Below are 13,956 nucleotides of genomic sequence, written 5' to 3'. Positions count from 1 at the left end.
ACCGTCAGAAGAGGACCGTGGCGTACGTGCCGACCTGCTCGAACCCGACGCGCCGGTACGTCGCGAGCGCGCGCGCGTTGTAGTCGTTGACGTACAGCGACACCACCGGCGGCGCGACGCGGCGGGCGGCCTCGGCCGGGGTCCCCCGGCGGGCGAGGTGCACGACGGCGGCCATCCCCGGCGCGGCCAGGCCCTGGCCGCGGTACCGCGGGTCGACCCACACGCCCTGGACCTGCGCGACGAGCGGCGTCACCGCGCCGAGCTCCGCCTTGAAGACGACGTGCGGCGCGCCGTCGCCCCCCGCGATCCGGACGAACGACCGGCCCGCGAGCACGAGCGACCGCACCCGCTCCTCGTAGGCGCGCCCGCCGCCCTCGACGGGCGAGTAGCCGACCTCCTCGGTGAACATGCGCACGCACGCGGGCAGGACCACGGGCACCTCGGCCGCGACGGAGCGACGCACGCCCGGGTCGGGCTCGACGTCGGGGTCGCGGTCGATCGCGAGCGACGGCTGGTTCGCCCGGATCTCGCGCGGCGACGGCCAGTGGGGCGCGAGCTGCTCCCACAGCGCGAGGACGGCGTCACGCTCCCCCACCACCGACGACGACCGTCGTCCGGCGTGCCGCGCGAGCACGGCGAACGCCGCGACCGCCGCGCGGGCCCGGTCGGGGTCGAGCGACGCCGGGACGACCGGCACGAGGTTGGCACCGGCCCAGCACACCGCCTCGAGCGGCCCGACGGCCGGGAACCCCCAGGCCTGCCCGCCCGCCGCGTGCAGACCCGCGTGCTGGGCGACCGCGAGCCGCGCCGCCGCGAGCGTCGACGCGACCGGGTCGCCCGCACAGACCGCCAGCGCCTCCGGGACGTCCGCGTCGACGAGGACGCGCGCCCGGGCGTGCTCGCCGGCACCAGCCTCCCCGCGCGACCGCGGCCTCAGGGCCGGGACGGTCGGACGCCAGCGGGCCACCGGACCGTCAGCCGACCGTGACGACCGGCGGACCGGCCTGCGCGTCGTTCTCCGGCGTCATGGTCTCCGCGATGCGCAGCGCCTCCTCGATGAGCGTCTCCACGATCAGCGCCTCCGGCACCGTCTTGACGACCTCGCCCTTGACGAAGATCTGGCCCTTGCCGTTGCCCGACGCGACGCCGAGGTCCGCCTCGCGCGCCTCGCCCGGGCCGTTGACGACGCAGCCCATGACGGCGACGCGCAGCGGCACCTCCATGCCCTCGAGCCCGGCCGTGACCTTCTCCGCGAGCGTGTAGACGTCCACCTGGGCGCGCCCGCACGACGGGCACGAGACGATCTCGAGCTTGCGGGGCCGCAGGTTGAGCGCCTGGAGGATCTGGTTGCCGACCTTGACCTCCTCGACCGGAGGCGCGGACAGCGAGACGCGGATCGTGTCGCCGATGCCCTTGCTCAGCAGCGCGCCGAACGCCGTGGCCGACTTGATCGTGCCCTGGAACGCCGGTCCGGCCTCGGTCACGCCGAGGTGCAGCGGCCAGTCCCCCGCCTCCGCGAGCAGCTCGTACGCCCGCACCATGACGACCGGGTCGTTGTGCTTCACCGAGATCTTGAAGTCGTGGAACCCGTGCTCCTCGAAGAGCGACGCCTCCCACACCGCCGACTCGACCAGCGCCTCGGGCGTCGCCTTGCCGTACTTGGCGAGCAGTCGCGGGTCGAGAGACCCGGCGTTCACGCCGATGCGCAGCGACACGCCCGCGTCGGACGCCGCCTTCGCGATCTCCTTGACCTGGTCGTCGAACTTGCGGATGTTGCCCGGGTTCACGCGCACCGCGGCGCAGCCCGCGTCGATCGCGGCGAACACGTACTTGGGCTGGAAGTGGATGTCCGCGATCACGGGGATCTGCGACTTCTTCGCGATCGCCGGCAGCGCGAGCGCGTCGTCCGCGCTCGGGACCGCCACGCGCACGATGTCGCAGCCCGACGCCGTGAGCTCCGCGATCTGCTGGAGCGTCGCGTTGATGTCCGTCGTCGGCGTCGTCGTCATCGACTGGACGCTGATCGGCGCGTCGCCGCCGACGTCCACCTTGCCGACCTTGATCTTGCGGCTCTTGCGTCGCGGCGCGAGGACGGGCGGCGGGGCGGCAGGCATTCCGAGACTGATGGGTACGCTCACGCCCCTAGTATCCCCCGCCCGCCGTCCGACGCCGCACGTCGGACCTGTCCGGGACGTCACCTTCCCGCTCGGTCCAGCACATCTTCGCGGCCCCTCCACGCCGCCGGGTCGGGTCCGCGCTCTCGCGTCCGTGGTCGCGAGATGCGGGAAGTGGTCCCTGGCACGCCGCCCGCAGGGGCCGCTTCTCGCACCTCGGCACCCGCGCGCCGACCTCAGGACGACGCGCGGGTGCCCACGCGCGACGCCGCGGGCAGCGAACCCGACGACTCCGACAGGGACGGCGTCACGTGAGGCGGACCGGGTCGATGATGTCGGCGAGGATGAGGAGGGCGCCGACGCCGACGAGGACGACGAACATGACGTACGCGACGGGCATCATGCGGGCGAGGTCCGCCGGGCCCGGGCGCGGGAGTCCGCGGACGCGCGCGACCGTGCGCTTGGCCCCCTCGTAGAGGGCGTTGACGACGTGCCCGCCGTCGAGCGGCAGCAGCGGGATGAGGTTGAAGACGAACAGGGCCACGTTGAGCGCGGCGAGCAGCATGAGCATCGTGACGACGCGGTCGAGGACCGGGCTCTCGGCACCTGCCACGTCCACGGCGACACGGCCGACGCCGACGACGCTCATCACGGAGTCCTGACCGCGGGGCGCGTCGGTGAACGCGGCCTGGGCGGCCTCGTAGACCTTCACGGGCAGGGTGACGATGATCCCCGCCGTGCCGCTCACCTGCTGCCACGTGGCCTCGGCCGCGACGCCGATCCCCGTGGGCTGCCGCTCCACCGTCGGGGTGAAGCCGACGAAGCCGGCGGGCTCGGTCACCGGGTCGCCGGACTCGTCCACGACGGGCGTCCCGTCCTCGGCGACGACCTGGCGCTCCACGTCGACCGGCGTGATGGTGAGGTCGACCTGCTCGCCGTCGCGCTCGACGACGACGGGCGTCGCCTGGCCGGCGGAGCCGCGGATCATCCCCGAGAGCTGGTCCCAGGAGGTGACCTCCGTGCCGTCGAACGACACCACGGTGTCGCCCGGCTCCAGTCCGGCGGCGGCCGCCGGCGACGGGTCGGCCGTGGCCGCGCACTCCTCCTGCTCGGTCGCGACGACCGACGGGACGCACGCGGACACGGACCCGACCGTCGTCGTGACGGCGGGCAGGCCGATGCCGACGCACACGATCGCCATGAGCACGAACGCGATGAGGAGGTTCATGAAGGGGCCGCCGAGCATGACGACGACCTTCTTGGGGGCGGAGAGGTTGTAGAAGGCCCGGTGCTCCTCGCCGGGCCGGATCTCCTCGGTGCTCGCGTCGCGGGCGTCGGCGACGACCTGCGAGAAGAAGCCGTTCCCCCGCGGGCGCGCACCGGCGGGCGCGGGCGGGTACATGCCGACGAGGCGGACGTAGCCGCCGAGCGGGATCGCCTTGAACCCGTACTCGGTCTCGCCCCGGGTGCGCGACCACAGGGTCGGGCCGAACCCGACCATGTACTGGCTCACGCGGACGCCGAACCTCTTGGCGGGCACCATGTGCCCGACCTCGTGCAGCGCGATCGAGACGACGATCCCGACCACGATCACGAGGATGCCGATCAGCGTCGCCATCTGTCCCTCTGCTCCTTCTCGGCCCGGGCGCTCGACGCGACCGGACGCTTGCTCGTCACCGGCGGTCCAGGATCTCGCGCGCGCGGGCGCGCGCCCAGGCCTCGGCCTCCGCCACGTCGTCCAACGTCACGGCGTCCGCGGAGGTTCCGTCGTGCGCCGCGAGCACACGCTCGACGGTCGTCACGATGTCACCGAAACCTGCGCGTCCGCTGAGGAAGGCCGCGACGGCCTCCTCGTTGGCGGCGTTGTAGACCGCCGGGTGGGTCGCGCTCGCCGCGACGGCGGCGCGCGCGAGGCTCACCGCGGGGAACGCGGCGTCGTCGAGGGGCTCGAACGTCCACGACGTCGCGGCCGTCCAGTCGCACGGCGGGGTCACGGGGTCGAGCCGCTCGGGCCACGACAGCCCGAGCGCGATGGGCAGGCGCATGTCCGGGGGCGACGCCTGCGCGATCGTCGAGCCGTCGACGAACTCGACCATCGAGTGCACCACGGACTGCGGGTGCACGACGACGGTGATGTCGTCGGCCGGGACGTCGAACAGCAGGTGCGCCTCGATGAGCTCGAGGCCCTTGTTCATGAGGCTCGCGGAGTTCACCGTGACGACCGGGCCCATGGCCCAGGTGGGGTGCGCGAGCGCCTGCTCGACCGTCGCCGCCTTGACCGCGTCCGCGTCCCACCCGCGGAAGGGCCCGCCGGAGGCGGTCAGGATCAGGCGGCGCACCTCGGCCCGCGTCCCGGACCGCAGGCACTGCGCGATGGCCGAGTGCTCGGAGTCGACGGGCACGATCTGGTCGGCGTGCTGCTGCGCCGCGCGCACCAGGGCACCCCCGGCGACGAGCGACTCCTTGTTCGCGAGGGCCAGCGTGGACCCGGCGCGCAGCGCGGCGAGCGTCGGGCCGAGCCCGACGGAACCCGTGACGCCGTTGAGGACGACGTCGCTCCCCCGGGCGGCGAGCGCAGCGGCGGCGTCGGGCCCGGCGAGCACCTCGGGGACGTCCGCACGTCCGGCGAAGGCGCGCGCCAGCGCCTCGCCCAGCGCCGTGGCGCGCGACGCGTCGGCGACGCCGACCGCGCGCACGCCCAGCGTCGCGGCCTGGCGCGCGAGCAGCTGCACGTCTCCGCCGCCCGCCGAGAGCGCGTCGACGCGGAACCGGTCGGGGTGGGCCTGGACGACGTCGATCGCCTGCGTGCCGATCGACCCGGTCGAGCCGAGGATCGTCACGGTGCGGAGGGCGGGGGCGGGTCCGTCGGGCATGGTTCCCATCCTCCCAGGCCGCGGGCGGTGCGTGCGCACGGCGTGTCCCGACGCGTCAGCGCGGGGCCGTCCACTCGAGCGTGTACCGGAAGAAGAGCCGACGGCGCACGCGCACCCCGGGCAGGTGCGCCCGGGCCGTGCGCGCAATCTCGTCGACGGTGTGCCGCGGGTCCCGGACCGGCATGCCCGGAGCGTCCGTCCCGGGATCCCCGGGCCGGGCTCGGCGCGGGTGCTTGACGAGGCCCACGAGGGGGTTGAGGAGCGCCGACGGGACGTCGACCGCGAGGTCGCGCGCCGACACCACGCGCGCGAGGCCGACGACGAGCAACCGCCCGCCCGGGGCGAGGAGGCTGCGGGCGTGCGCGAGTCCGTCGTCGAGGTCGAGATGGTGCAGCACCGCGACCATCGTCACCGCGTCGTAGCCCCCGCCCACCCGGGCGTCCGGGCCGGTGGGGCGTCCCGGAGGACCGGGCTCGCCGGGTGAGCGGACGTCGTCGGGCGAGCGGACGTCGTCGAACCCGAGCTGCCGGACGGTGACGGCGGGGTCGGCGGCGAGGCGCGCCCGAGCCTGGGCGACCATGCCCGCGTCGGCGTCGATCCCGTGGACCTCGGGAGCCCGGCGGCGCAGCCGGCCGAGCAGCACGCCGGCCCCGCAGCCCACGTCGAGCACGACCCGGGCGCCGCGCGGCACCCGGCGCACGACCCAGCCGTGGAAGTGCTCGTTGTGGTTCCACGGGTGCCGGTCGTTGGCCGCCCTCAGCCACGAGGCGGCGCGGCGCACCAGCGGGTTCGCGGACGTCCGCGGATCGAGGCTCACGCGCGTCGGGTCCTGATGCGTCGTCACTCGACGCCGAGCAGGACCTCGATGGCGCGGGCGAAGAACGCGTCGACCGGACCCTCCGCGTACCCGTCGCGACCCCGCGCACGGCCGAACGTCGCGGAGCGGATCTCCGCCGCGGTGATCGGCACCTGACGGTCGAAGTAGGCGACGAGCCGGTCGCACAGGTCGTCCACGTCGTCGATGTCGTACGCGGGCTTGCCGCGCTCCGCGAGCGCGAACTTCTCACCGTCCGGGCGGCCCAGGCGTCCGTAGAGCGACCGGGCGCGCTCGGCGAGCGCGTTCATCCAGGCCTGCTGGCCGTGGGCGGCGACGTACTCGGCACGCTGGCGCGCGATGAACGCACCCTCGAGGCGGTCCAGCGCCGCATCGACCTCGTGCGTGTCGTACCCCCCACGGACCAGGTCGAAGACCGAGGCCTGGATCTCGGTGCTGGTCAGCCGCTCCTGCACCCGGCCCTCGTACACGTCGCGGGCGTGCTCGAAGAAGTCGTCGACCTCCTCGGGGTCGTACCCGTTCCGGGTCTTGCCGACCGTGGTGAACAGCGAACTCACTCGTCCTCCTCTGCCGCGAGCTGCCCGCAGGCACCGTCGATGTCGCTGCCGCGGGTGTCACGGATCGTCGTCGGGATCCCGTGACCGCGCAATCGTGCCACGAACTCCGCCTCGACGGCAGGGTCGCTGGCCGTCCAGATCGAGCCGGGCGTCGGGTTGAGCGGGATCGGGTTGACGTGCACCCAGCCGCGGCCCCGGGCGTTGAGCTTCTCGCCGAGCAGGTCGGCACGCCACGCGTGGTCGTTCATGTCCTTGATGAGCGCGTACTCGATGCTCACGCGCCGTCCGGTGACCTCGAAGTAGTGCCGCGCCGCGTCGAGCGTCTCGTCGACGCTCCACCGCGTGTTGATCGGCACGAGCTCGCTGCGCAGGTCGTCGTCGGGGGCGTGCAGCGACAGCGCGAGCGTCACCGGGATCCCCTCGTCGGCGAGCTTGCGCATCGCCGGGACGAGGCCGACCGTCGACACCGTGATGTTGCGCGCCGACATGCCGAGCCCGTCCGGGGCCGGCGCCACGAGGCGTCGGACCGTGCCCATGACGGCCTTGTAGTTGGCGAGCGGCTCCCCCATGCCCATGAACACGAGGTTGTTGAGCCGGGTCGGGCCGCCGGGGATCTCCCCGTCCGCGAGCGACCGGGCGGCGGAGCGCACCTGCTCGACGATCTCGGCGACGGAGAGGTTGCGCGTGAGGCCGAGCTGCCCCGTCGCGCAGAACGGGCACGCCATGCCGCAGCCCGCCTGGCTCGACACGCACAGCGTGGAGCGCTGCGGGTACCGCATGAGCACCGACTCGACCTTGGCGCCGTCGAAGAGGTGCCACAGCGTCTTGACGGTCGTCCCGCCGTCGGCCTCCATCCGGCGCGCCGCGGTGAGCAGCGGCGGGAAGAGCGCGTCCGTGAGCACGTCGCGCGTCGCCTTCGGCAGGTCCGTCATCGCCTCGGGGTCGCGCGTGAGGTGCGCGTAGTAGTGCGTCGCGAGCTGCTTGGCGCGGAACGGCTTCTCCCCGAGCTCGACGACGACGTCGCGCACCTCCTCGGGCGCGAGGTCGGCGAAGTGGCGCGGCGGCTTGCCGCGCCGAGGCGCGGTCATGACGAGCGGGAGCGGCTTCGACTCCGCGGACGGGCGGACGGAACGGACGGTCATGAGGAGGTCCAAGCGTGGGGGGTCGTGCGGACGGTTCGCACCGCGGTGCGAGCAGGTCGTCGGACGGCTGTCAGACGGCCAGCGCGAGGAGCACGTACACGAACGGGGCGGTGAGGAGCATGGAGTCGAGCCGGTCCAGGATGCCTCCGTGACCGGGCAGGAGCGACCCCATGTCCTTCAATTCTAGGTCGCGCTTGATCATCGACTCGGCGAGGTCGCCGACCGTCGCCGTGAGCGGGGCGAGGATGCCCAGCGCGACGCCCACGAGCGGGCTCGCCCCGAGGCCCACCACGGCCCCGACCACGCCGACCGCCGTCGCGAGCACGAACGAGCCCGCCAGCCCCTCCCAGGACTTCTTGGGGCTCACGGAGGGGGCCAGCGGGTGGCGCCCGAACAGGACGCCGGCGACGTACCCGCCGACGTCGTTCGCGACGGCGAGCAGGATGAAGATCAGGACCCGCACGCGCCCGTCGGGAGCGGCCAGCATGAGCATCACGAAGCCCGCCATGAACGGCAGGTACGCCGCCGCGAACGTGGCCGCCGCGGCGTCGCGCACCGCCGCCGTCCCCGACCCGTCGATGACCCGCCACACGACCGCGCCCGCGACCGTGAGCATGAAGGAGACGAGCAGGGCCTCGGGCCCCGAGTAGTACGAGGACACGAGGATGCCGACCGTGCCCACGAGGAGCGGGAGGAGCGGGAGGTGCAGCTCGCGGCGCTTGAACGCCTGGGCGAGCTCCCACAGCGCGGCGCCGACCGCCACGGTCGCGAGCAGCACGAAGAACTCGGGCCGGAAGGCGAGGCTCGCCGCGACGAGCGCGAGCAGGCCGAGGCCCACCGCGATCGCCACGGGGAGGTTGCGGCCCGCCTTGGGAGCGCGCGCCGCGGAGGTGCTGTCGCCGGCGGCCGTCGAGGAGGTGTCGGTCATCGGTGCGTGGAAGAGCTCGCCGGACGAGGTGCTCAGACCTCGAGCAGCTCGCTCTCCTTGCCCGCGAGGAGCGCGTCCACCTGGTCCACGTGCGCCTTGGTGAGGGCCTCGAGCTCCTTCTCGGCGCGCCCGACCTCGTCCTCGCCGGCCTCGCCGTCGCGCGCGATGCGGTCCAGCTCCTCCTTGGCGCGACGGCGCACGTTGCGGATCGCGACGCGCGAGTCCTCGGCCTTCGCCTTGGCGAGCTTCACGAAGTCACGGCGGCGCTCCTCCGTGAGGGCGGGCAGCACGACCCGGATGACGTTGCCGTCGTTGGAGGGGTTCACGCCGAGGTCGGAGTCGCGCAGCGACTTCTCGACCGCCGTGATCGAGCTCTTGTCGAACGGGGAGACGAGGATCGTGCGCGCCTCGGTCACCGTGAACGACGCGAGCTGCTGCAGCGGCGTCGGCGCGCCGTAGTAGTCGACCGTGATCTTGTTGAACATCGCGGCGTTCGCACGGCCCGTGCGGATCGCGGCGAAGTCCTCCTTGGCCACCTCGACGGCCTTGTCCATCTTCTCCTCGGCCTCGAGGAGGGTCTCGTCGATCACCAGTGCTCCTTCGTCGTTCGTCGGTGGGGTCGTGCGGTGTCCGTCGTCAGTCGGTCGTGACCAGTGTGCCAATATTCTCGCCGACCAGGGCACGCGTGACGTTCCCCGGCTCGCTCATGCCGAAGACGCGCATCCGCACGTCGTTGTCCCGGCACAGGCTCAGCGCCGTCGCGTCCATGACCCCGAGGTCGTTGACGAGCGCGTCGGTGTACGTGAGGTGGTCGAGCTTCGTCGCCGACGGGTCCTTGCGCGGGTCGGCGGTGTAGACGCCGTCGACGCCGTTCTTGCCCATGAGGACCTCCTGGCAGTGCGTCTCGAGGGCGCGCTGCACGGAGACCGTGTCGGTGGAGAAGTAGGGCATGCCGGCGCCGGCGCCGAAGATGACGACGCGGCCCTTCTCGAGGTGGCGGATCGCCCGCAGCGGGATGTACGGCTCGGCGACCTGGCCCATCGTGATGGCGGTCTGCACGCGCGTCTTCACCCCCGCCTGCTCGAGGAAGTCCTGGAGGGCGAGGCAGTTCATGACGGTGCCGAGCATGCCCATGTAGTCGGCACGCGCGCGGTCGAGCCCGCGCTGGGAGAGCTCGGCGCCGCGGAAGAAGTTCCCGCCGCCGACGACGATGGCGACCTGCACGCCCTGGGCGACCGCGTCCGCGATCTCCTGGGCGACGCGCTGGACGACGTCGGGCGCCAGACCGATCTGCCCGCCGCCGAACGTCTCGCCCGACAGCTTGAGGAGCACCCGCCGGTGCTCGGAACCCTCGCGGGGCGTGGTCTGCTCGCCTGCCGTCACTGTCGACACCTGTCCTTCGTCCTGGCCCGGTGGGGTGGGGGGGTGGTCCTGCTCCGCCGTCGCCCCACCCGATGGTGCGGCACGACGCCGGTCGTCGCGCGCCCGGAGCCGGGTGCGCGGTCGGCCCGGTCCCGCCGCCTCGGGGGCGGCGGGACCGGGCCGACGGGGGCGTCAGGCGCCGACGCGGTACCGCACGAACTCGGTGATGGTGCCACCGACCTCGGAGACGACCTGGCCGACCGTCTTCTTCGGGTCCTTCGCGAGCGGCTGGTCGACGAGGACGACGTCCTTGAAGTAGCCGTTGAGACGACCCTCGACGATCTTCGGCAGCGCGGCCTCGGGCTTGCCCTCGTTGCGCGAGGTCTCCTCGGCGATGCGACGCTCGTTCTCGACCGTCTCGGCCGGGACCTCGTCGCGCGACAGGTACGTCGGGGACATCGCGGCGACGTGCTGCGCGACGTCCTTCGCGACGGCCTCGCCCGCGGCGTCCGTGGCGACGACGACGCCGATCGACGGCGGCAGGTCACGCGCCGTGCGGTGCAGGTACGCCGTGACGCGCTCGCCGGCGACGCGGGTCACGCGGCGCAGGACGATCTTCTCGCCGAGCGTCGCGGCCTGGTTGTCGATGACCTCCTGGACGGTCTCGCCGTCCGAGTCCGCGGCGAGGGCCGCGTCCGCGTCGCGCGCGCCGGCCTCGGCGGCAGCCTTGAGGACGCGGTCCGCGAGCGAGATGAACGTGTCGTTCTTGGCGACGAAGTCCGTCTCGGAGTTGAGCTCGATGAGCGTCGCGACCTGGCCACCCTCGGTGTCGCGGATGTCGACGGCGATGAGGCCCTCGGAGGTCGAGCGGCCCTCGCGCTTGGCGACGCCCTTCAGACCCTTGACGCGGATGATCTCGAGCGCCTTCTCCGCGTCGCCGTCCGCCTCGTCCAGAGCCTTCTTGACGTCGAGCATGCCGGCGCCGGTGCGCTCGCGCAGGGCCTTGATGTCAGCGGCGGTGTAGTTCGCCATGGTGGTTCCTCACTCGTGGTTCGTCACGGGTTCTTCGTCACGGGTACGTGCTGGGGCACCGTGCCGGTGCCCGGTGCGCCGGTGGGACGGCACGGGGTGCGCGGCGGGCGACCGCCGCGCACCCCGGGACGTCACTTGGTCTCGTCGGCCTCGGCGTCGGCGACCACGGCCTCCGCGTCGGCGACGGCGGCGACCTCGGCAGCAGCCTCGGCCACGACCTCGGCAGCGGCGTCGCCCGGCTCCTCGGCGGCGACCTCGGCAGCGGCCTCGGCGACCTCCTCGGCCGCGGCGGCCTCGACGTTCGCCTCGGCGGCGGTCTCGTCGGCCGCGAGCTGCTTCTCGGCACCGGCGAGGAGCTCGCGCTCCCACTCGGCCAGCGGCTCGGCCTCGGCGCCCGCCTCGGCCTCGGCACCGGAACGGCCGGAGTGGCGCTGGAGCAGACCCTCGGCGACCGCGTCCGCGATGACGCGCGTGAGCAGCGTCACGGAGCGGATCGCGTCGTCGTTGCCCGGGATCTTGTAGTCCACGACGTCGGGGTCGCAGTTGGTGTCCAGGATCGCGACGATCGGGATGTGGAGCTTGCGCGCCTCGTCGACCGCGAGGTGCTCCTTGTTCGTGTCGACGATCCACACGGCGGAGGGGACCTTCGCCATGTCGCGGATGCCGCCGAGCGTGCGGGCGAGCTTGTCCTTCTCGCGACGCAGGACGAGGAGCTCCTTCTTGGTGAGCGACGAGCCGGCGACGTCGTCGAAGTCGATCTCCTCGAGCTCCTTGAGGCGCTGGAGACGCTTGTGCACCGTGGTGAAGTTGGTGAGCATGCCGCCGAGCCAGCGGTGGTTCACGTAGGGCATCCCGACGCGCGCGGCCTGCTCGGCCACGGGCTCCTGGGCCTGCTTCTTGGTGCCGACGAAGAGGATGGAGCCGCCGTGCGCGACGGTCTCCTTGACGAACTCGTACGCGCGGTCGATGTACGACAGCGACTGCTGGAGGTCGACGATGTAGATGCCGTTGCGCTCCGTGAAGATGAAGCGCTTCATCTTCGGGTTCCAACGGCGGGTCTGGTGTCCGAAGTGGACACCGCTCTCGAGGAGCTGGCGCATGGTCACGACGGCCATGACACGTCCTTTCGCCGTGCGGCCCGGGATCCACCCGGTGCGCGCACGCTTCTGGCGGCCCCTCCCGTGGGACGGACCGCGGTGCGGTTGTCGGTGACGACCCTGGTAGTCGCACCCCTGGCGTCACCCGTGCCGACGCCTGCAACGCACCGTTCGAGCAGGTGCGGGCAGGACCGACGCCGGACGCGGCCCCGCCCGGTCCGGCGGGGCCGGGAGGATGGGCGAGGACGTGACGCGCGAAGTCGACCGGCTCCGTCCTCGGCCGAGGTGATCACCTCGGGCCGGGCACGGCGAACGCGCCGGTCGCAGCGGCAAGTCTACCCGACGGCAGGGCCGACCACAGCCGCCGGTCCCGGGCGCCGTCGCGACCCGCCGTCCACAGGCCGCCGGCTCCCGCCGCCCGGCCACGGCCCGCGTCGGGCACCCTGGCGCGATGGCTCTCGACCGTACCCCTGCGACCGTCCGACGACGTGCGGTCGCCCTCGCGCTGACCGCGCTCCTGCTCGTCCTGGTCCCGGGGGCGACCGCGGCGCCGGGCGGGCTCCTGGTCGCCGCCTCCGCCCCCTCCCCCGGGTGGGTGCCGCCGCTCGACCGCGCTCCGGGCGCGCTCGGCGTGCTCGCGCCGTTCGACCCTCCGCCGCACGACTGGCTGCCCGGCCACCGGGGCGTCGACCTCGCCGCCGCCGCCGGGGAGACCGTCCTCGCCCCCGCACCCGGGGTCGTCACGTTCGCCGGCCCGGTCGCGGGCCGCGACGTGGTGGTCGTCACGCACGACGACGGCCTGCGCACGTCGCTCGAGCCGGTCACCGCCGTGGCACCGCGGGGGACGCGCGTCGCCGCAGGGAGCGTCCTCGGGACCGTGCAAGGACCGGGAGGCGGCGGGGCCATCGCGAGCCACTGCGCGGCCACCTGCGTGCACTGGGGCGTGCGGCGGGGCGAGCGCTACGTCGACCCGCTCGCGCTGCTCGGCGAGCGGCCGCCGATCGTGCTCCTCCCGCTCGGGGAGCCGTGACCGGAAGACCTGCGCGCCCGGAGCCTCAGGCGCGCGGGAAGGCCTGCTCGAACGAGCTGCGGAGCCGCTCGGCCGTCACGTGGGTGTAGCGCTGCGTCGTCGCGAGCGAGGAGTGCCCGAGGATCTCCTGGACGCTGCGCAGGTCCGAGCCGCCCGCGAGGAGGTGCGTCGCGGCGCTGTGCCGCAGGTCGTGCGGAGCGACGTCGTCGACCCCGGCCGCCTGCGCGAGCCGGTGCACCGCGTCGCGCACCTGTCGCTGCCCCCACCGACCGCCCCGGTCCCCGACGAGGAGCGCCGCACCCGACCGCTCCGTCACGAGCGCCGGCCGACCCGCGTCCAGCCAGCGGGTCACGGCCCGCGCCGCCGGGACGCCGAACGGGACGACGCGCTCCTTGTCGCCCTTGCCGAGCACCCGGACGACTCGCTGCGACAGGTCCACGTCGTCCACGTCGATCCCCGCGAGCTCGCCCACGCGGATGCCGGCCCCGTAGAGGAGCTCCGCGGCGGCCCACTCGCGCAGCCGGGCCGGCTCGCCCGACGCGGCCGCCTCCCGCGCGCAGTCGAGCATGCGACCGGCCGCGTCGGCCGTGAGCACGGTCGGCAGGGTGCGCGGGACGCGCGGGCTCGCGAGCCGTGCCGCCGGGTCCGCCGCGACGCGACCGGTCCGCCGCGCCCAGTCGAAGAACGCCCGCGCGGCGGCGCCCCGGCGCGCGAGCGTCGCGCGGGCGAGCCCGCGTTCCGACTGCTCCGTCAGCCATGCGCGCAGGGCGGCGAGGTCGACGTCGCTCGGCGACGCCGCGCCGTGGCGTGCCGCATGACCCAGCAGCGCCTCGACGTCGCCCTTGTACGCGCGCACCGTGTGCGCGGACGAGCCCTGGGCGAGCTCGAGGTGCACGGCGAAGTCTGCGAGCGCCGCGCGCAGGGCCGCCGGCAGCGCGTCGGCCGACGCGGGCGCCCGGTCGGCGCCCTGCTCGGCCGCCGGGTCG

At 73.9% G+C, this 13,956-nt stretch carries 14 protein-coding genes; 1 reads left to right on the top strand and 13 read right to left on the bottom strand.

Annotation, left to right across the window (positions count from 1 at the left end):
• Nucleotides 1–4 precede the first annotated feature (4 nt).
• The 12 genes from NHH00_RS07955 to rpsB form a co-directional block, all read right to left on the bottom strand.
• Nucleotides 5–967: a GNAT family N-acetyltransferase gene (locus tag NHH00_RS07955; RefSeq protein WP_308202276.1), complete on the bottom strand. Its 963-nt coding sequence runs from the start codon at nucleotides 965–967 to the stop codon at nucleotides 5–7.
• A 7-nt stretch (nucleotides 968–974) separates the two neighbouring features.
• Nucleotides 975–2,114 carry a flavodoxin-dependent (E)-4-hydroxy-3-methylbut-2-enyl-diphosphate synthase gene (ispG, locus tag NHH00_RS07950; RefSeq protein ID WP_237843615.1) on the bottom strand — a complete coding sequence of 380 codons (1,140 nt, stop codon included), beginning with the start codon at nucleotides 2,112–2,114 and terminating at the stop codon, nucleotides 975–977.
• A 307-nt stretch (nucleotides 2,115–2,421) separates the two neighbouring features.
• Complete coding sequence (locus NHH00_RS07945; protein WP_253051289.1) at nucleotides 2,422–3,732, bottom strand: M50 family metallopeptidase; 1,311 nt, start codon at nucleotides 3,730–3,732, stop codon at nucleotides 2,422–2,424.
• A gap of 55 nt (nucleotides 3,733–3,787) precedes the next feature.
• Nucleotides 3,788–4,987, bottom strand: a complete 1,200-nt coding sequence (gene dxr, locus NHH00_RS07940) for a 1-deoxy-D-xylulose-5-phosphate reductoisomerase (RefSeq protein ID WP_253051288.1) — start codon at nucleotides 4,985–4,987, stop codon at nucleotides 3,788–3,790.
• Nucleotides 4,988–5,042: 55 nt separating this feature from the next.
• On the bottom strand, nucleotides 5,043–5,804 hold the full coding sequence (locus NHH00_RS07935; protein ID WP_253051287.1) for a class I SAM-dependent methyltransferase: 762 nt from the start codon (nucleotides 5,802–5,804) through the stop codon (nucleotides 5,043–5,045).
• Between the two features lie 23 nt (nucleotides 5,805–5,827).
• Nucleotides 5,828–6,379 (bottom strand): DivIVA domain-containing protein, encoded by a 552-nt coding sequence (locus tag NHH00_RS07930; RefSeq protein ID WP_253051286.1) that lies wholly within the window; start codon nucleotides 6,377–6,379, stop codon nucleotides 5,828–5,830.
• Nucleotides 6,376–7,467 carry a 23S rRNA (adenine(2503)-C(2))-methyltransferase RlmN gene (gene rlmN / locus NHH00_RS07925; RefSeq protein WP_253051465.1) on the bottom strand — a complete coding sequence of 364 codons (1,092 nt, stop codon included), beginning with the start codon at nucleotides 7,465–7,467 and terminating at the stop codon, nucleotides 6,376–6,378. Before rlmN ends, NHH00_RS07930 begins: the two co-directional genes overlap by 4 nt.
• Before the next feature lie 124 nt (nucleotides 7,468–7,591).
• Nucleotides 7,592–8,449, bottom strand: coding sequence for a phosphatidate cytidylyltransferase (locus NHH00_RS07920; RefSeq protein WP_253051285.1), 858 nt, complete (start codon nucleotides 8,447–8,449; stop codon nucleotides 7,592–7,594).
• 32 nt (nucleotides 8,450–8,481) lie between these two features.
• Entirely contained in the window at nucleotides 8,482–9,039 is a 558-nt protein-coding gene (gene frr / locus NHH00_RS07915) for a ribosome recycling factor (protein WP_253051284.1), read from the bottom strand.
• A 46-nt stretch (nucleotides 9,040–9,085) separates the two neighbouring features.
• Nucleotides 9,086–9,841, bottom strand: a complete 756-nt coding sequence (pyrH, locus tag NHH00_RS07910) for a UMP kinase (protein WP_253051283.1) — start codon at nucleotides 9,839–9,841, stop codon at nucleotides 9,086–9,088.
• 162 nt (nucleotides 9,842–10,003) lie between these two features.
• The gene (tsf, locus tag NHH00_RS07905) at nucleotides 10,004–10,843 is read right to left on the bottom strand and encodes a translation elongation factor Ts (protein ID WP_253051282.1); all 840 of its coding nucleotides are present in this window, start codon (nucleotides 10,841–10,843) and stop codon (nucleotides 10,004–10,006) included.
• Between the two features lie 131 nt (nucleotides 10,844–10,974).
• Nucleotides 10,975–11,958, bottom strand: coding sequence for a 30S ribosomal protein S2 (gene rpsB, locus NHH00_RS07900; RefSeq protein WP_253051281.1), 984 nt, complete (start codon nucleotides 11,956–11,958; stop codon nucleotides 10,975–10,977).
• Nucleotides 11,959–12,391: 433 nt separating this feature from the next.
• Here rpsB and NHH00_RS07895 point away from each other — a divergent pair, with 433 nt between their 5' ends.
• Nucleotides 12,392–12,970, top strand: a complete 579-nt coding sequence (locus NHH00_RS07895; RefSeq protein WP_253051280.1) for a M23 family metallopeptidase — start codon at nucleotides 12,392–12,394, stop codon at nucleotides 12,968–12,970.
• 25 nt (nucleotides 12,971–12,995) lie between these two features.
• Here NHH00_RS07895 and NHH00_RS07890 read toward each other — a convergent pair whose 3' ends face one another.
• Complete coding sequence (locus NHH00_RS07890; protein ID WP_253051464.1) at nucleotides 12,996–13,904, bottom strand: tyrosine recombinase XerC; 909 nt, start codon at nucleotides 13,902–13,904, stop codon at nucleotides 12,996–12,998.
• Nucleotides 13,905–13,956 lie beyond the last annotated feature (52 nt).

Source organism: Cellulosimicrobium cellulans (assembly GCF_024124905.1).
GTDB lineage: Bacteria > Actinomycetota > Actinomycetes > Actinomycetales > Cellulomonadaceae > Cellulosimicrobium > Cellulosimicrobium cellulans_G.
The sequence above is the reverse complement of the archived record's forward strand: the minus strand, read 5'-3'. Positions and strand labels throughout refer to the sequence as shown.